The 17,212-nt window shown below is 48.0% G+C and carries 15 protein-coding genes and 1 riboswitch; of the genes, 5 read left to right on the top strand and 10 right to left on the bottom strand.

The window, feature by feature from the left end:
* Positions 1-30: 30 nt before the first annotated feature.
* From W04_RS02890 to W04_RS02915, 7 genes are all read right to left on the bottom strand, one after another.
* Positions 31-1,716, bottom strand: a complete 1,686-nt coding sequence (locus W04_RS02890) for a carbon starvation protein A (protein ID WP_022943419.1) — start codon at positions 1,714-1,716, stop codon at positions 31-33.
* Positions 1,717-1,859: 143 nt separating this feature from the next.
* Entirely contained in the window at positions 1,860-2,912 is a 1,053-nt protein-coding gene (dinB, locus tag W04_RS02895) for a DNA polymerase IV (RefSeq protein WP_053909740.1), read from the bottom strand.
* A gap of 111 nt (positions 2,913-3,023) precedes the next feature.
* A complete protein-coding gene (locus W04_RS18835) occupies positions 3,024-3,200 on the bottom strand; it encodes a hypothetical protein (RefSeq protein ID WP_157576258.1) in 177 nt (58 codons plus the stop codon).
* A 76-nt stretch (positions 3,201-3,276) separates the two neighbouring features.
* Positions 3,277-3,786 carry a DUF1566 domain-containing protein gene (locus tag W04_RS02900; protein ID WP_053909741.1) on the bottom strand — a complete coding sequence of 170 codons (510 nt, stop codon included), beginning with the start codon at positions 3,784-3,786 and terminating at the stop codon, positions 3,277-3,279.
* An 8-nt stretch (positions 3,787-3,794) separates the two neighbouring features.
* Positions 3,795-5,456 (bottom strand): DUF1566 domain-containing protein, encoded by a 1,662-nt coding sequence (locus W04_RS02905; protein ID WP_053909972.1) that lies wholly within the window; start codon positions 5,454-5,456, stop codon positions 3,795-3,797.
* Between the two features lie 79 nt (positions 5,457-5,535).
* Positions 5,536-5,868 (bottom strand): hypothetical protein, encoded by a 333-nt coding sequence (locus W04_RS02910; protein ID WP_053909742.1) that lies wholly within the window; start codon positions 5,866-5,868, stop codon positions 5,536-5,538.
* A 14-nt stretch (positions 5,869-5,882) separates the two neighbouring features.
* Positions 5,883-6,650: a DUF2982 domain-containing protein gene (locus W04_RS02915; RefSeq protein ID WP_231658007.1), complete on the bottom strand. Its 768-nt coding sequence runs from the start codon at positions 6,648-6,650 to the stop codon at positions 5,883-5,885.
* Between the two features lie 237 nt (positions 6,651-6,887).
* Here W04_RS02915 and W04_RS02920 point away from each other — a divergent pair, with 237 nt between their 5' ends.
* From W04_RS02920 to msrA, 3 genes are all read left to right on the top strand, one after another.
* Positions 6,888-7,952, top strand: coding sequence for an efflux RND transporter periplasmic adaptor subunit (locus W04_RS02920; RefSeq protein ID WP_053909743.1), 1,065 nt, complete (start codon positions 6,888-6,890; stop codon positions 7,950-7,952).
* Positions 7,949-11,047 carry an efflux RND transporter permease subunit gene (locus W04_RS02925; RefSeq protein ID WP_053909744.1) on the top strand — a complete coding sequence of 1,033 codons (3,099 nt, stop codon included), beginning with the start codon at positions 7,949-7,951 and terminating at the stop codon, positions 11,045-11,047. Before W04_RS02920 ends, W04_RS02925 begins: the two co-directional genes overlap by 4 nt.
* A gap of 103 nt (positions 11,048-11,150) precedes the next feature.
* Positions 11,151-11,684 carry a peptide-methionine (S)-S-oxide reductase MsrA gene (msrA, locus tag W04_RS02930; RefSeq protein WP_053909745.1) on the top strand — a complete coding sequence of 178 codons (534 nt, stop codon included), beginning with the start codon at positions 11,151-11,153 and terminating at the stop codon, positions 11,682-11,684.
* Positions 11,685-11,734: 50 nt separating this feature from the next.
* On the opposite strand, the gene W04_RS02935 is transcribed toward msrA, so the two are convergent.
* Positions 11,735-13,585: a TonB-dependent receptor domain-containing protein gene (locus W04_RS02935; protein WP_053909746.1), complete on the bottom strand. Its 1,851-nt coding sequence runs from the start codon at positions 13,583-13,585 to the stop codon at positions 11,735-11,737.
* Positions 13,586-13,623: 38 nt separating this feature from the next.
* Positions 13,624-13,777, bottom strand: a riboswitch (cobalamin riboswitch).
* A 120-nt stretch (positions 13,778-13,897) separates the two neighbouring features.
* The gene (locus W04_RS02940; protein WP_022943408.1) at positions 13,898-14,380 is read right to left on the bottom strand and encodes a YajQ family cyclic di-GMP-binding protein; all 483 of its coding nucleotides are present in this window, start codon (positions 14,378-14,380) and stop codon (positions 13,898-13,900) included.
* A gap of 136 nt (positions 14,381-14,516) precedes the next feature.
* On the opposite strand from W04_RS02940, the gene W04_RS02945 reads away from it, so the two are divergent.
* Both W04_RS02945 and W04_RS02950 read left to right on the top strand, forming a co-directional pair.
* Complete coding sequence (locus tag W04_RS02945; RefSeq protein WP_053909747.1) at positions 14,517-14,864, top strand: VanZ family protein; 348 nt, start codon at positions 14,517-14,519, stop codon at positions 14,862-14,864.
* The gene (locus W04_RS02950; protein ID WP_053909748.1) at positions 14,837-15,754 is read left to right on the top strand and encodes a ketopantoate reductase family protein; all 918 of its coding nucleotides are present in this window, start codon (positions 14,837-14,839) and stop codon (positions 15,752-15,754) included. The genes W04_RS02945 and W04_RS02950 overlap by 28 nt, the downstream gene beginning before the upstream one ends.
* Here the strand turns inward: W04_RS02950 and thiI are convergent.
* Entirely contained in the window at positions 15,726-17,183 is a 1,458-nt protein-coding gene (gene thiI, locus W04_RS02955; protein ID WP_053909749.1) for a tRNA uracil 4-sulfurtransferase ThiI, read from the bottom strand. The genes W04_RS02950 and thiI overlap by 29 nt on opposite strands.
* Positions 17,184-17,212 lie beyond the last annotated feature (29 nt).

The following is a 17,212-nucleotide window of genomic DNA, read 5'->3' on the forward strand; positions in this document are numbered from 1 at the left end:
GGATTGTAAAGTGGCGTTGACAAGTTGTGCTTACGCTTGCTCTGAGCCTTGCTGTTTTTCCCGCTTATGTTTAGCGATCACAGACCACGCCTCAAGCATGACCAACACACTGACAATAAGGACGATGGCATCGAGTACAACAAGCAACCAGTTCCCCTGTTGGTAGTACTCAGCAAGTTTAATGACCCCCGCAAAGAACGCCATAATCAATACAAAGACCATAGGGATCAGCGTGAATTTAGCCGGACGTCCTGCTTTTATAAGCATCACCGAGATCACCAGTAAGGTTAAGCTGGCAAGGATCTGGTTGGTAGAGCCAAATAGCGGCCAAATAATCATGCCACCACTGCCAGATGCACCACCGGCGCCAAAGGCAAGTAACAAACAACACCCCACCGCAACTAACGTAGCAACGACGCCATTTTTAAGTGCCGATATTTTATAAATGTCGCCCCACTCTTGAATGATATAACGCTGGAGACGCACACCCGAGTCCATCGTTGTGCCTGCAAACAACACCACCATTACCGCCAATAGGGTTGACGCAACTTCGGTGGAGATACCCCAGCCACTTTCAATTAAATTAGCACCGCCAGTAATAAAAGCACTCACACTGCCAGCGCCTAAATGACTGTATATTTCATGCCACTCCTCTGGGGAAACAGCTAAGGCCACACCACTAACGGCCACCAGCGTGATAAGTGCTAAACATCCTTCTCCCACGGCACCGAGGTATCCCACAAAGCGACCATCGGTCTCTTTATTCAGTTGTTTTGAGCTCGTTCCTGAAGACACGATGCCATGGAAGCCTGACACCGCACCACAGGCTATGGTGACAAACAACAAAGGAATAATACTGGGCGTGTCAGCAGCGGTTTGCATGTTAAACGCAGGAGCTGTGATATCAGGCATAGAAACAAAGACTGCACCGTAGAGCAGAACCAGCCCCACCAACAGCTGCATGCCGTTAATAAAGTCGCGCGGTTGCAGTAGCATCCAAACAGGTAATAACGAAGCAATTGCTGCATAAACGAAAAGAATAATGATCCAGTTGGCTTTATCCGCTAACCCAAACATTTCACTAGGCAGCGCCAGAGGCATTGAGCTGCCCATGTAAATCGTCGCGTAGAGTACGCCAACACCAATGGCACACAAAGGAATAAGCGGCATATTTCGACGCAGCAGCTGACCTATCACTAAGGCCACCACAATCGCCGACCATGCTGGGAATACCGCATTAGGTTGCGATACAAACGAGTTCGCAATCACCACGCCAAATACCGCATTCACCATCAACAGCACCAAAAACACCACAATCATAAATAAAGAACGGGTGCGTGAGCCTATGACTGATTCTGATAACGCCCCCATGGATTTACCCTTGTGCCGAGCACTGGCCCATAAGGCCCCCATGTCGTGAACACCAGCAAAGAAAATCGTACCAAATACCACCCACAATACAGCAGGCACCCACCCCCAATAAACCGCAATTGCGGGGCCAACAATGGGCGCGGCCCCCGCTACCGAGGTAAAGTGGTGTCCCCACAATACCACTTTATTGGTTGGCACATAATCAACGCCGTCTTGGAGCTCATGAGCTGGAGTTACAAACTTATCGTCCATTTTGAAGATTTTTTCGGCGATAAACTTGGAATAGACGAACCAGCCAAATAGCATGCCGACAATACCAAGCAAGACAATAACTACTGATTGCATAGTCTTCTCTCTTTATTTTTGTTGTCATTACAATACGCTTCGCTTTAGCAAAGTGTATTAGTCGCACGAGCACAGGCCGACGAGGCTAAGTGCCTAAAGTAGCAATTTACCTTATCAGCTTAGTTTAAAAATTCATTAACGCTTTAGTCTAAAATGCTTAACTGAGTAGCTTGTTGCTGTTGCGGTGAAATTCCAACGCCTAGGCCCAGTAATCTCACCTCTGGAGTGTTGCCCCGTTGGTAGGCTTTCGCCGTTAGCGCTGCGAAAGTGTCTAGATTCAAGGCGAACCCACTTTGATCAGCGGTAGTCACCTGAAAATCGGCAAACTTTACTTTGACTGACAACTTGTTAATAGCGTTGCTAAGTTCGTTGCGCTCAAGGCGTTGTTGCAACTCCTCGAGTAAAGCGGGTAAGGCCTGGTGACATTGTAGCAATGAGGTTTTGTTATATTCGTAAGTGTGTTCGACGCTGAGTGACTTGCGAATGCGCTCGGTTTTAACTCGCCCTATTACTTCGCCTGCGCACTTTTGGTATAAGGACACACCAAAATTCCCTATATGCTGCTGCATCCAGTTTACTCCCTTATCCAGCACATCCTGGCCTTTGTATAATCCTTTCTGATGCAACCGCTCTAGCGTCACTTTGCCAACACCGGGGATTTTTTTTAAGTCCAACTGAGCAAGAAAGTCTGGCAGTTGCTCAGGAAGAATTACGCATTGCCCATTGGGCTTATTCTCGTCGCTGGCTATTTTGGCAACAAACTTAATAGGTGCGACTCCTGCTGAGGCTGTCAGTCCAGTTTGTTGGAAGATATCTTGGCGAATTTGCTCAGCAATAAGTGTGGCACTACCACGGCATACCTGTGCTTGAGTCACATCCAAGTACGCTTCATCTAAAGAAAGTGGCTCGATAAGGTCCGTATAACGGCTAAAAATGGCACGAATTTGCTGTGAGATTTGTTTATAAAGTTGCATCCGCCCCGGCACAATAACTAAATCTGGGCACAATTGTTTCGCATGATAATTAGACATCGCCGAACGTACGCCGTACTGACGAGCAATATAGTTTGCCGTTGATAGCACCCCACGACGGCTTCGCCCGCCAATGGCCAAAGGCAGGTTCGCAAGTTCAGGATTGTCGCGCATCTCTACGGCGGCATAAAAGCAATCCATATCAATATGGATAAATTTCTTCATCGCGCTTGTGTGAGGCAAGGGCAGCCCAACAGTTTTAGGTGAAGCTATAGTGACAAAAAGTGTAAGAAAAAGCCACAAACAACTGTATAAAACACTGTATAGACAATCAAACTAGGGTTTTGGTGCGTTATCTCTGCGCTTGCTACGTTTAAACAGTCCAAGCCAAAAAATAAGCTCACCCACGACCGCCACCAGCACCAAGGCAATCACACCTTGGCGACTACCGATGGCGTAGCACAACAGCGCCAAAGGTAAGGCCCATAGCCACAGGTACTTTCTCAGCGTCATTGATGTTTCTCGTAAATGTACTTAACTCTACCTTACTCAGTGCTCGCTACGCTGTATACGAGCAAAATGTAAGCAGTTATTGCTGGTAGCGTACTAAACGCACAAATACATCACTGCTTTTAGCATGAAGACTATTTTTACCACTGTAAAATTCATACACCCAAGCATGATCTGCCGGTGTTACTGCAGATGTGCTGGACCAGTAATTATCATTACTAGCATCTAAAAACAGGTCTAAATTTAGGCTGGGCTCAACACATCGATGTTCAACAATGGATGCGAGTTCTTTACTGTTAGGCAAGTGCCAGTCATCAAAACCGGCAAACTCATCATTAGTGGCGCTTTGCAGTGCCTGCTGCCAGCTAAGCTGTTGCGCCGCCCCAGAGCAACTTTGCAGTTCAGCATCGAACTGTTGCCCATAGCTACAACGTTGCCACATCAGCCCAGTGGCGTTATCAGTAATCGTACCATCAGTATTAATCACAAAGCGCTCTGCCGGGGTACTAGCTTGCAGGTTATAACAGCGCTGTTCAGCCCAAAGCGATGTACTCACCACAGCCGCCACGATTAGAAACGTATAATTCATGATCACTCCTATGGGTTGCGCACCAAACGTACGTAAGCGGTATTACCTTTGGGGTAAGCCAAATCGTTACCTGAGCTCATATCGATAATAAAGGCTTGAGATAATGATTGTCCGTCAACGCTGGTGCGTGATGTCCAGTAGTTTAAATGCCCCAGTAAACTCACCGACGGGGTGTGAATAAAATAGTCCGGGCTAATCATGTGTGCCTGACCATGACGTTGATAATCCACCAAGCTCAGCAACTCTACATAGGTAGGTAGGCGCCAATTGGCACCACCGCAAAAGTCGATGGCATTGACCTCATCAATATATTGTTGCACTGAGCAATCGACATCACTAGGACATGAGCTATTGGCTGGCGCGCGCTCACTCCCGATAAGCACGCCTCCCTCACCGTTAAGCGCCCAGCTGTAGTGATTCTGACCTTCGCGCAAGTCGGTATTTGGTAAAGTGTGGGTGTTGGCTTGTTTCACTTCCCATATAAGGCCAGTGACATTATCGCGTACACAAGCAAACTCGGTGGCAGAGTCGGGCAATTCGTCGGCAAATTCATTCAGTTTAGTAAAGTCAAAGGCCATATCCCCTTTACCCACTTTGTCTAAGCGCTGCGCTACACTGTCTCGGCCTTGCTGCGCATCTTGCCCTTGGAAATCGGTGCTATCACAGCTGATTGCTTGGCTGTTATTAAAGCACGCGCTCATACCAGTGTCGTTAATCAGCCCCAACGCGCGACGCTGCACGCTCACAGTGACCTCATCACTTGCACTGCGGTTAAGTTCATCGCTCACCCTAACGCTAAAGCTCAGTTGTTGTGCTACATCGATGTCGGGAGCAACAAACTGCGTTTCGCACTGGCGCTCACTGGCGAGGGTCACGGCACTGCCGCTTTGTTGCTGCCAGTAACAGCTAAACTGACCACTCACCGTTTCACTATTACCGGCATTAAGCGTCACAGTGTCAAACTCAGTGACTTGCTGGTCGTCCCCTGCGTTAGCGATGACCACTTGCGCGGTTTTATTTAGCAGCAGGCTATACTCGGTGCTCACTTGACCGCCCTCGTCATCACTGACAAACACAGTCCACGCAAGCGTGGTATCACTATCTAGTAGCGGGTGACGAAAACTTAAAGTGGCTTCATCCACAGCGCTAAACTGCAGTTGCGGGCCCTCAGTTTGTTGCCATAGATAACTCGCAATAAAGCCGTTTTCATCAGGATCGCTAGAGCCAGCCGCACTCAGGGTGACAACATCATTATATTGTGAGGGCAGTTGTTCGGGGGCAATTTGCGCTATGGCTATCTGTGGTAACTGGTTTGCTGAAGCGATATTAATGGTAAGCGTGTCAGATACTAGGGTATTGTCTGGGGCCCGATAATCGACCTTAATTTGCGCCGCCCGGTCACCCTTAACGTCCGGGAGCATCAGCGCCAACTCTTGCTCTTCACTGGGTAGCCCTTCGATAGCCGGGCCGGAAAGTTGTTGCCACCTGAAAGTGCCTCCAGGAGGTGACACTTGCGCGTTGATAATTAATTCTGATTTTTCTACCGCATCGCGATCAGCACCAACATTAATACTCGCATTTTCAGTGACTTCGTCGCTGCCACTGCCACCACAGGCAACCAATCCCGTGGCCAAAATGATGCTGAGCGCGCTATGAATAAATCGACCCATGATGTGCTCCCAATTATTGCATAGCCCTACCAACGCAAGTTGCTTGCCAACATCATCAACAAACCGCATTTATCAGGTGTTATAAATAACTGTCCTGGTGAATACGAACAAATAGTTTAGTACCAACTTTGGAGTAATCGACTTTGTATTCTCGCCCATCCAAAGCTTGAATAAATAGCAAGCGTTTTTCTTCTGCAAAAACATCCGGGCTGGCAATGTACACCATCTCAAGATAGCGCTCTTTAGCCTCTCGACGATTTTTGGGAAGCTCTTCTTTAAAGGGCTCTAGGCCGTGCTGAGTCACTTTAATTTTTGGCTGCTCTTCGCCATTAACTATGACCAAATCCAGCTTCTTAACTTTATGAATGATGGTATTACGACCACTTTTTATAAATGCTCTATCGTCAGACATATGTCTTATCCTGTCTACTTGCTACTGTGGCTATTGAGTTGTTGCAACTGCACCACAGTGTTAGCCGGGTCGCGTTGCCATCTATGTAATAAATAGCTGAACGCCCAAATATCACGGTCTAACATAGCGGCGGGTATTAATATTTCATACCCAGTCAAAAATTTTAAGTTCTTCATTCTATTAGCAAACATAGCTAATAATCCAGTATATTTTTGCCCCGACTGGCTGACGTACTCGGTATCCTCAACCAACCACTGTGGCGGGCATTCATTGCCATCGCGGCAATACGCTTTGATCGCCTGCAGCAGATAATGACGTTGTTCCACCAGCAAACGGCCCGCCAACCGGGGTGAAAGCTTATTTAAGAACTCATCTTCTCGCTTTAAGCTCAGACCCACAACATTTAACTCGAGCGTCTGCATTGCTTGTTCGATACTCACCACACCGACCTGTTGTAGGTTATCGACATCGAGCTGCCACCAGCCGTATTTATGATTATAGCTAAGTTTCTGTTTGTCGAGAAAAATGCTGTAAAACGGCTCTCTCAACTTTAAGTACCCCACTAGCATGCCAACTAAAGCGGCGCTTAGTAAGAAAATCTCCGCTATCAATATGTCAGCGCTTTTAAACTGTATAAACAACACCAAGAAAACCAAGACAATTGCGCTGGTAATGAGTATTTCGCTGCCATGACGCGCACTGTGGGCACGAATTTTCGCGTATCGGCTGACGCCTCCCTGTTCTGAGGGCTGCGTATTAGGGGGCATTTTTTTATTACTCATACGCTCTCTTTTTGGTGCCACTACGTATACTCCTATTGTACGTATAATTTGCGAGTTTTATACGCAGCAAGGGTAGGCAAAGGTTACAAAAATGCGGCAAATTGGGAACACAGTGCATCATTTTGCTGAATTTTCGGTTAACACACAAAAATACAGGATTGGCGGTCTATGTGTTAGAGCGCAAGTTTGTAAACTAAGCTCTCACCTTTTTCAGCCGAGAAACCATAGGTACCGTCGATGAACCACAGTAGGCATTCGGGCAAGGCACTTTTCCCTGTCATTATTATCATTTTCTTAGGGCTGTGTATTTACTTATATCTGCCCAAAGGGCAATCACAGCAACCCAACATGGGCGCTCAATCAACTCGCGTGCAAGCTCATACCGTGACCAAAGACAGCCGAGCTATCACCGTTGATGGTATCGGCAGCGCGCGAGCAAACCAGGCCGTATACATTAAAAGCGCCCAAAGTGACTATATCGACAGTATCCATTTTGATGATGGCGATAAAGTGCAAGCAGGACAACGACTGGTGCAATTACGAGATACTGAAGAGCAATTGCGAGTCAAGGAACTGCAAGCCAACCTCTCTGAAGTAGAGCGGCAATTGAATCGTTTGACCGAGCTGGCCCGTTCACAAGCCACGGCAAAGTCACTGTTAGAAGAGCAACTAGCAAAATTCGAAGCCACCCAGGCTCAGCTTGAAGCAGCTAAAACCAAACTCGCGGAAATGCGTGTTACCGCGCCCTTCTCGGGAGTACTAGGTAAACGCATGGTGTCTAAAGGGGCATTCGTGAGCACCAACACTGAAATAACCACCTTAGATGACATCAGTGTGATTAAAGTCGACTTTAATGTGCCAGAGAAATACCTTGCGCAGCTGGGTGTGGGTATGACAGTAACAGCGCGCAGTGACGCCTATCCAAATCAGCTGTTTACCGGCAAAGTGTCTCATGTCAGCTCTCGTATCGACACCAACACCCGTAGCGTGCCAATTAGCGCCAGCTTTGCCAACGAAGACAATATCTTGCGCCCAGGTATGTTACTGGGCACGCAGCTGGAATTGCAAACCTATGAGGCCTTATTGGTACCAGAAAAGGCCATTATTCCACGCCAAAACAAACACTTCGTTTTTCAAATTGTGGAAGGTGTTGCCAAAGAGGTCGAGGTGAAAATCGATAAGCGCTATAACGGTTGGGTAGGCATCAGTGAAGGTCTAAGCAGTGGCGATCAAGTGGTCACAGAAGGCATTATTAAACTGCGCTCAGGCTCAGCCGTGACCGTAGAGGAGGCTGCGCTGTGAGAATCACCGACACTGCGGTTAAGCGTCCGGTTTTTGCTATTGTAATCAACCTTTTATTACTGACCTTCGGGTTGGTGGCATTCTCAATGCTGCCCCTTCGAGAATATCCGGATATCGATAGTCCCATTGTCAGTGTCAGTACTGACTACACTGGTGCTTCTGCGGAAATTATCGAAACTAAAATTACTCAAGTAATTGAAAACCGCATCTCCGGTATTGAAGGCATAAAAAGTATCACCTCCTCGTCGCGCAATGGCCGCTCTAATATCACTATCGAATTTAATATCGACCGAGATATCGATGCGGCGGCAAATGATGTGCGAGAGCGTGTGTCGCGCGCACTGGACAACCTCCCCGACCAAGTGAGACCTCCGGAAGTATCTAAATCCAATTCCGATGAAAGTCCTATTGCCTGGTTTGTACTCAATAGCTCTACGATGAATACCTTGCAGCTATCCGATTATGCTCAGCGCTACATTGTTGATCGCCTTGCGGTTGTTGACGGCGTATCCAATGTCCGAGTGGGTGGTGAACGCCAGTATGCAATGAAGATTTGGCTAGACCGCGAGGCCATGGCGGCACGGGGCGTTACAGCCAGCGATATTGAGCAAGTTTTGCGAGCTGAAAACGTAGAGCTGCCAGCAGGGGAAATCGAGTCTGTTGATCGTGATTTTTCGGTCCGTACCGCGCGTAGCTATATAAGCCCCACTGACTTTCAAAACTTGGTTATTGCTCGTGGTGATGATGGCTATCTCGTGCGCCTAAACGAAGTCGCCGATGTACAGCTTGAAGCCGCCGACGAAGAGAGTTTATTCCGTGGTAATGGCCGCAACATGATTGGCCTAGGTGTGGTTAAACAAGCAAAGGCTAACACCCTCACCGTGGTGGAGAATGCCCGCAAAGAATTAGAAAAAATCAAACGCAACCTGCCCCCAGGTACCACCATCGAAGACAGCTATGACTCCTCTATTTTCATTAAAGAGTCTATCGATGAGGTGTATCGTACGCTGGCCATATCAATGGCCTTAGTGGTTTTGGTTATCTATCTGTTCTTGGGCAACGTGCGCGCCACGTTAATTCCAGCAATCACCGTCCCTGTAGCCTTAGTTGGCAGCTTTATGTTTTTACTTGCCATGGGCTACTCTATCAACTTGCTTACCCTGTTGGCACTGGTGCTTGCTATCGGTTTAGTGGTCGATGACGCCATTGTCATGTTGGAGAATATTCACCGCCGTATTGAGCTTGGTGAGCCTCGATTACTCGCTGCGTATCGCGGCGCTCGCGAAGTGGGTTTTGCCATTGTCGCAACCACGCTGGTACTGATTTCCGTGTTTGTGCCCTTAGTTTTTATGGATGGCCGTATCGGCGCTTTATTCACTGAGTTTGCCATGGCCGTGAGCGCAGCTGTGTTCTTCTCCAGTATCACCGCACTCACACTTTCCCCAGCTCTGTGTTCAAAAGTGCTGAAGCAAAGTGAAAGCGAGGGCCGGTTTAGTCAATGGATGGACCGTCAATTTGCAAAACTTGAAGGCGCTTATGCTCGCACTCTTGAGGGCAATGTTCGACGCTCAAAAATGTTGGCCGTGGTGCTGATGCTAGCGGGCCTCGCCAGCTATCTGCTGTTTCAGCAGATTCCATCTGAACTGACACCTAAGGAAGACCGAGGCACCTTCTTTGTGATGATGAACGGCCCAGAAGGCGCAAGCTATGAAAATAACGCCGCCAATATGGATAAAATTGAGCAACGCTTGTTGCCCTACGTTGATGCCGGAGAGCTGAACCGTGTTCTGGTTCGAGTGCCGGGTTGGGGTGGTCAAGGTGGCGTTGCGATTATCGGCATGGCTGATTGGGGCGAGCGCAAACGCGATACCTGGACGGTAATGAATGAGATCAGCGGCAAGATGCGTGAAGTAACGGATATTCGCGCCTTTGCCATCATGCGCAGTGGCATTGGCGGCGGCGGCTCTTCGCGCCCTGTTGAATTTGTTTTGCAAGGCAATGATTATGACGAGCTTGCCGATTGGCGTGACCGCATTATTGCTCGGGCAGAGAAAAACCCTGGGTTAGTGCGTATCGATCACGATTATAAAGAGACCTTTCCACAATTTTTGGTCAGTATCGATAAGAACAAAGCCGCCGACTTGGGGGTCTCTGTCTCTGATATAGGCCGCACCTTGGAGACCATGCTCGGGCAACGCCGTGTCACCACCTTTATCGACCGTGGTGAAGAGTATGATGTGATTTTAAAGGGCGAGAAACAAGACTTTGCCAGCCCACAAGATGTCTCTAATATCTATGTAAACTCACGCTCCGGGCAACTGGTGCCTCTTGATAGCTTAATCAGTATCTCTGAAGAAGCCACAGCGTCTAGGTTGAATCGTTACAACCGTATGCGCGCTATTACCTTAAGTGCCAACCTCGCTAGCGGCTACACTTTAGAGGAAGCCTTAAGTTTCTTAAACCAAGTGGCTGCCGAGGAAAATGATATTGATGGCGCCATTGACTATAAAGGGGAGTCACAGTTGTTCTATGAAGGCGCCTCCGCCATGGTGTATGTCTTTATTCTGGCATTAACGGTGACTTTCTTGGTATTGGCAGCACAGTTTGAGAGCTTTGTTCACCCCTTGGTGATCATGCTCACTGTACCACTGGGGATTGCTGGGTCGTTATTTGGTTTGCATATAACCGGTTTGACCCTCAATATTTACAGCCAAATTGGTATCGTTATGCTTATTGGCTTAAGCGCCAAAAACGGTATTCTTATTGTTGAATTTGCCAACCAGTTGCGTGATAAGGGTCTGGAATTTCAAACAGCGCTAATCCAAGCTGCCACACAACGTTTGCGCCCTATTATTATGACGTCGCTAACCACAGTGATGAGCTCGGTGCCCTTGGTGCTAGCAAGCGGCCCTGGAGCTGAAAGCCGCATGGTTATTGGTGTGGTGATTTTTACCGGGGTAAGCATCGCGACCATACTCACCTTGTTCGTAGTGCCCAGTGCTTACTATGCCCTTGCTCGTCATACTCAGTCACCAGAGTATTTACAGCAACGCTTGGCAAAACAGCAACAAGACAACCCGCTCAAACAGCAATAGTGCACGAGAAATGCTCACCTGCGAGGGAATTACCCTCGCAGGTGAGCGATAGACATCAGGTGGCCGTTCTACTGTTAAAAGGTAAATACATCGAGGTGTTAGTATGACAAATTTACACACAGCCACCTTTGGCGGCGGTTGTTTTTGGTGCATCGATGCGGCCTTTCGCCGCGTTCGTGGCGTGCATAAGGTTGAATCGGGTTATACCGGTGGGCACAGCAATTCACCAACATACCGTGAGGTATGCAGCGGCGAAAGCGGTCACGCAGAAGTTGTGCAAGTGCACTTTGACCCCGCTGTGATAGATTACACCACCCTGTTGGCGATGTTTTTCACGCTTCATGACCCTACGCAGCTTAACCGTCAAGGCAATGATATTGGTAGTCAATATCGCAGTGTGGTGTATTACCACGATAGCGCCCAAAAGCAGCAGAGCGAGGCGATGATAGTGCAGCTACAAACTCATAGCGCCGCAAAAATTGTAACCGAAGTCAGTCCCGCATCAAGGTTCTATCCCGCTGAGGATTATCATCAAGACTATTACAGCGAAAATCCGAACCAAGGTTATTGCAGTATCTTAATTGCCCCAAAAATAGAGAAGTTCGAGCACACCTTTAGTGACTTGCTCATATCATGACTGCTGTAAAATAATGAAAAAGCCTCCACTTAGGAGGCTTTTTTGTACGGCTATAAGTCGAATTGCAATCCAGCGTATACCTTGCGCTCAGCACCGCGATACGCAGAGGTGACCTCACCCGTGCTCCAATCCGTGGCCGCCACGTTGGTGATATATTCTTTGTCAGTGAGATTATCAACACCGAAGGTGAACGTGAGGTCGCGTAACAATTGATAGCGAGCATTGAGGTTCACCAAAGTATAGCTTGGCAAGTCAGTACGATAGTAACTTAACCTATCGGAGCGATACTGCAGTTGTGCACCGACATACCATTTGTCGAACTGCTTACCTACGGACCAATTGAAAGTTTTTTCGGCTCTAAGCACCAAGGCTTGCCCAGTATTGTCGTCTTCAGCATCAACATAACTAAAGTTAAGCTGGTGATCGATAGCAAACATATCTTGCACTTGTGCACTCAACTCAACGCCTTCAAAACTCGCTTTAGCGATATTTTCCGGGCCGTTGTTGCCCCATGCGATGAGGTTATCAAATTGGTTTTGATACAAGGCAATATCGTATTGCCCAGATTGCAAATCAAGGCGCAGACCGAGTTCAGCATTGTTTGACTCTTCAGGTTGCAAAGCATCGTTGCTGCCCCAGATAGAGCTGGCGTCATTAAACGAGGGTGCCTTAAACGCCGTGCCGTAGCTGGCGCGAAACGTCGCAATGTCACTAAGCGGCACACCCGCCGCTAGGTTGTAGGTGAAATGACCGCCAAATTGTGAATGATCATCATGACGCACAACGGCATTGGTATTAAATGCCTGGCCATCATAATAGCCTCCCACATACACACCTTTATTATTACGCGTTTGCACGGTAAAACCGGACGCAGGCTGCTCTGGTGTCGCCGAGCTGCTGTAGGAGTCGCTAATGTCTTCATAGTAGTAATCGGCGCCACCACTGACAGTGATAGTGGGACTAAAGACATAATTAAGCTGATAGCTTAGCTCATCTCGTGCAGTACTGTACTCATTGCCACGATAACCTGGCACGCCATGTTGCTGAGTATTAATCTCATCATCTTGAGCGAGACTGGTTTGTAGCTTGTGAGCAAAGGCACCATGGTTTTTACGCCAACCCAGTTGCACATGATATTTTTCAAAATCGGTGTAATCATCACCAAAGCTAGTGTCGTATTCGACATAGCCTTCACTGTACTGCCCTAACAACTCTAGCACACCATAATCGCCGAGATCATAGCCGAAACGCGCACCGAAGTTCTGATTTTCATAGCCATCTTCATCTGGGTCTTGCCCAGTGGTGACGTCAAAGCCGTCGGTGTGCTCATAACCAAGGTTGAATGCCGCATTGAACGCTCCTTGGCGAAAAGCAAAAGCACCTTGCGCATTCACGTAGTTGTCACTGCCACTTTGTACACTCACGCTTTGGCTATCGCCGTCTCGGGTGACAATATTGATGACCCCGGCTAAGGCGTCTGAGCCATACCATGCGGCGCGGGCACCACGGATCACTTCGACTCGTTCAATACTATTGAGTGGCACACTAGAGAGCGCCTTATACCCTGTTGTGGCTGAACCAACACGAACCCCATCAACAATAACCAAAGAGTGGCTGCTAGCCGCCCCACGAATAAAGAGGCTGGTACTTTGACCTTGGCCGCCACTGCGGACAATATCGACCCCGGCATAATTAGATAATAACGCCGGCAAATCACGTACGCCAAGGCGCTCGATGTCTGCACGAGTGATCACATCGATACTGGCGAGCACATTTTCGATAGGTTGTTCAAATTTATTGGCGGTCACAGTCAATCGCTCGATAGGCTGTTGCTGCTGCGCAAATACCGCGCCGGAGAAAAGTGCCGCTATGCCTACAGCGACTTTGGTTTTGTTATACATGTTAGTCCCTATACCTGCGCCCACCGCACAGGAAAATGTAATGAAATATGTGTTATGGCCGGTCTCCGGACTGAATGAGCCAGGCTCACATCACCGTTGCGGGGGCAGTGCAGGCTTTTCACCTGTTTCCCGATTATCCCAGTGGCTTAACTGCGCTTTGCGCTTGCGGGCACCATAACAAAGTGGCGCTATTTTGCGGACTGATGACAATAAAGTCAATGGACGTCTAAACATCCATAACTAGATAAGTGACGATGGCATTTACTTCACCAGTAAAAAAGCCAAGTGCGAATGACTTGGCTTGAGAGGTATTTAGTCGCGGAAGTTCTTAAATTGAAAGGGCTGACCTAACTCGGCTTCGCGTACTAATTGCATTACTTGTTGTAAATCGTCGCGCTTTTTCCCGGTGACTCGCACTTCTTCACCTTGGATGGCGGCCTGAACTTTGATTTTGCTGTCTTTAATCAGCTTTACCAACTTTTTCGCGATATCTTTAGCAATGCCTTGTTTCATTGTAACTTGGCGGGTGACGTATTTACCGTGCAAATCAGCTTTTTGAATCTCAAAGCTGTTTACATCTAAGCCGCGTTTTGACGCCTTACTGGCAAACATATCAAATAATTGCATCACCTGTTGCTCGGCTTCTGCGGTAAGTTCGATAAGTTCATCTTTTAGTTCTATCTTGGCATCTACGCCGCGAAAATCGTAGCGGGTTTCGAGTTCGCGTTTAGCGTTTTCGACCGCATTTTTTGCTTCGCTCATTTCGATTTCAGAAACGATATCAAATGAAGGCATGAAATTCTCCGTAACTGGCTTGTCGTTTCGAGGATTATACCCCGAGATCGGTATTTTTGTGCACTGATACACAGTGAATTCAGTTTACAGTTTGTTATACTGCCTGCGATTTCACCAGTAATAAAGGTAAAGTAAAGTGACGCGCAGAGTTTATCAGGGGTTGTTTCTAATCACATTGGTGGTCTGCACCCTGCTATTTGTTCAAGAAGTAAAAGGCTCTGTTACGCAGCTTTTCCCTCATGTCGACAAGGTTGCTCACTTTGGTATTTTCTTCGTGCTTGCCTTTATTATGGATAAAGCCTTTAGGATTCCCTTTTTTGTCCAGGTGATATTGTTGTTATTATACGGTGGAGCAATTGAGTGGATGCAGGATATGCTGCCCTACAGGCAGGCATCTTTTTATGACTTTCTCGCCGACGCTGCAGGCGCGGCCAGCTACTTTGTGATTCACTACCTATGGCAGAAACAACGGGCCAAGGCTTAGCGCCTACTTACCTTATCGGGCCGGGGGCACTTGGCCTCACATTTGCCCACTTAATGGGGCAACACCGAACGGTAAAGCTGTTGGTGAAACCTTCTCACCCTAGCACTTTTTATTATTGTCATGGGCAGCAAAAAAGCCCCGTGGCAGCCACGGCTTGTTTAAAACCGTGCGAACCAATTACAGAATTATGGCTATTCGTTAAAGCGCACCAGCTGCAAGCAGCACTGGCGCAGTGGCGCCCTTACCTAGCCCGCAATGCAAATATTGTTGTTAGCCATAATGGTATGAGCGACCTAGCGCCACTTAAGCAGCAACTGACTCCTCAACAGGGGTTATTCTTTATGCTCACCCAGCAAGCAGCTTATAAAGCCGATGATAAGCATGTCGTCCATGTCAGTCAGGGTGACTCCGTGATAGGAGCCGTCAATGCCTGCGCGCAAAAAAGCTTTAAGGCGCAATTAAAGCAGTGGCAGAGATTAATCCCCGCTCTGACTGGGAGTGATGATATTACCCATGCGCGATGGCAAAAATTACTGGTGAATTTGGCAATAAACCCCATAGCAACCTGGTATCAGCTGCGCAATGGTGATGTGGCCGCTCCTTGTTATGCCAGTGATGTCTTTGCACTACTTCAGGAGGCGGTTACCGTAGCCAAAGCGCAGGGAGTTGAATTATCGCTGCCGCAAAGCCTCGACAGTGCCTATCAAGTAATGCGCCTAACAGCGGGCAACCGCTGCTCGATGTTGCAGGATAAGTTATTGGCAAGGGAGACAGAGATAGCAGCCATGTGTGGCTTTATTGCCAGCTCGGCGCGCCAGCTTAGCCTCAGCGCGCCTATCAATGAACTGTATTATCGGCGAATTACGGGCGATACACCTTCACATTGTTAAAGCCGTTTTCGTGCAGGATCAATGCCTGTAGTTGGCTCATCACCCCTTTAGCACAATACAGATAGTACTCTTTGCTCTGATCCAAATCGCCAAACTGAGTCGCTAAACGGTAAAACGGCAAGTGTTTGACCTTCACCCCGTCAATTTCTAGCGGCTGAGCATCTTCCTCTTCGGGTGAGCGGATATCCAGCACCACCGCATCGGTCGGCAACTGTGATACCGACTCTGCTTCCTTGACCTCTTCTTTAGCTTGAGTATCAATATCGCGAATATCCATCACTCGAGCATTATCAACTACAGTTTCGAGAACCTCGAAATCAAACTGCTGCTCTTGCTGCTCAATGACTTCTAACTTGGCTTTCACCGTCGGTTTGCGCGAAATCACGCCGCAGTACTCGGGCATGGCCTCAGCCATCTCGGAGGTGCCAATGGCGCGAGCAATATCAATGATGTCTTGCTTATCATGCTGGATAAGTGGGCGAATGATCAGCGTGTCGGTCACTCGGTCAATGACACTTAAGTTTGCCAGAGTTTGACTTGATACTTGGCCAATACTTTCACCAGTAACCAGGGCAGGAATCCCCAGCTTTTCAGCAATAATGCTACCAGCACGCATCATCATGCGCTTGAGCACCACACCCATTTGCGAGTCTTCGACATTTTCTAGAATCTCAGCAACCACCGGCTCAAAGTCGACGGTGATAAACTTAACCTTGTGAGTCGAGCTATATTGTGACCAAAGATAATGGCTTGCTTGCTTCACGCCAATTTCATGGGCCGCGCCGCCAAGATTGAAAAACAAGAAGTGCGTACGCGCCCCTTTGCGGATCATTTGGTAGCTGGCCACCCCAGAATCAAAGCCACCAGACATCAGCGATAACACATCCTCTTGAGTTGGCAACGGAAATCCACCCATGCCTCGGTGCGCTTGGGTGACAATGTAAGCGCGCTGGTCTTTAATTTCGATCTTTACCGTTACCTCAGGCCGCGTAAGCTTAACCCGAGCACCGGGTACATGCTGGTTTAGCCCGCCGCCAACATAGCGTTCAACATCGCTCGAAGAAAAGTCATGCTTACCTTGACGCTTACAGCGCACACAAAAGGTTTTACCGGCAATTTCATCGCCAAGAAGTTGCTGTGCCTGCTGGTAAATTTCATCAATGGTGGTGAATTCAATTTCTTTTACTTCATTAAATTGCACGATACCAGGAATACGCCCGAGGCTGTCAGCCATTTTCCGGCGCACTGAGTCATCGGTTAATGCCGATTCAACAGTGAGATTATCCCAGTTGTTGCGCACCTTTACCTGCTCATCAATGCGTCGCATCATGATCTTAATGTTGTTCTCTAACACCTTAGTAAAGCGTTTACGAACGGACTTACTTTTTATCGCAATTTCGGGATGCAATTTAACAATAAACTTGATCATGACTTAACTCACAGCACACAGATAAAGCC

Source organism: Pseudoalteromonas sp. SW0106-04, assembly GCF_001293805.1.
GTDB classification, from domain to species: Bacteria; Pseudomonadota; Gammaproteobacteria; order Enterobacterales; family Alteromonadaceae; genus Pseudoalteromonas; species Pseudoalteromonas ruthenica.

Excerpts from the sequence above, each read along its gene's own strand:
- W04_RS02890 (WP_022943419.1), bottom strand. The coding sequence starts at position 1,716 with ATGCAATCAGTAGTTATTGTCTTGCTTGGTATTGTCGGCATGCTATTT.
- dinB (WP_053909740.1), bottom strand. The coding sequence starts at position 2,912 with ATGAAGAAATTTATCCATATTGATATGGATTGCTTTTATGCCGCCGTA.
- W04_RS18835 (WP_157576258.1), bottom strand. The coding sequence starts at position 3,200 with ATGACGCTGAGAAAGTACCTGTGGCTATGGGCCTTACCTTTGGCGCTG.
- W04_RS02900 (WP_053909741.1), bottom strand. The coding sequence starts at position 3,786 with ATGAATTATACGTTTCTAATCGTGGCGGCTGTGGTGAGTACATCGCTT.
- W04_RS02905 (WP_053909972.1), bottom strand. The coding sequence starts at position 5,456 with ATGGGTCGATTTATTCATAGCGCGCTCAGCATCATTTTGGCCACGGGA.
- W04_RS02910 (WP_053909742.1), bottom strand. The coding sequence starts at position 5,868 with ATGTCTGACGATAGAGCATTTATAAAAAGTGGTCGTAATACCATCATT.
- W04_RS02915 (WP_231658007.1), bottom strand. The coding sequence starts at position 6,650 with ATGAGTAATAAAAAAATGCCCCCTAATACGCAGCCCTCAGAACAGGGA.
- W04_RS02920 (WP_053909743.1), top strand. The coding sequence starts at position 6,888 with ATGAACCACAGTAGGCATTCGGGCAAGGCACTTTTCCCTGTCATTATT.
- msrA (WP_053909745.1), top strand. The coding sequence starts at position 11,151 with ATGACAAATTTACACACAGCCACCTTTGGCGGCGGTTGTTTTTGGTGC.
- W04_RS02935 (WP_053909746.1), bottom strand. The coding sequence starts at position 13,585 with ATGTATAACAAAACCAAAGTCGCTGTAGGCATAGCGGCACTTTTCTCC.
- W04_RS02940 (WP_022943408.1), bottom strand. The coding sequence starts at position 14,380 with ATGCCTTCATTTGATATCGTTTCTGAAATCGAAATGAGCGAAGCAAAA.
- W04_RS02950 (WP_053909748.1), top strand. The coding sequence starts at position 14,837 with ATGGCAGAAACAACGGGCCAAGGCTTAGCGCCTACTTACCTTATCGGG.
- thiI (WP_053909749.1), bottom strand. The coding sequence starts at position 17,183 with ATGATCAAGTTTATTGTTAAATTGCATCCCGAAATTGCGATAAAAAGT.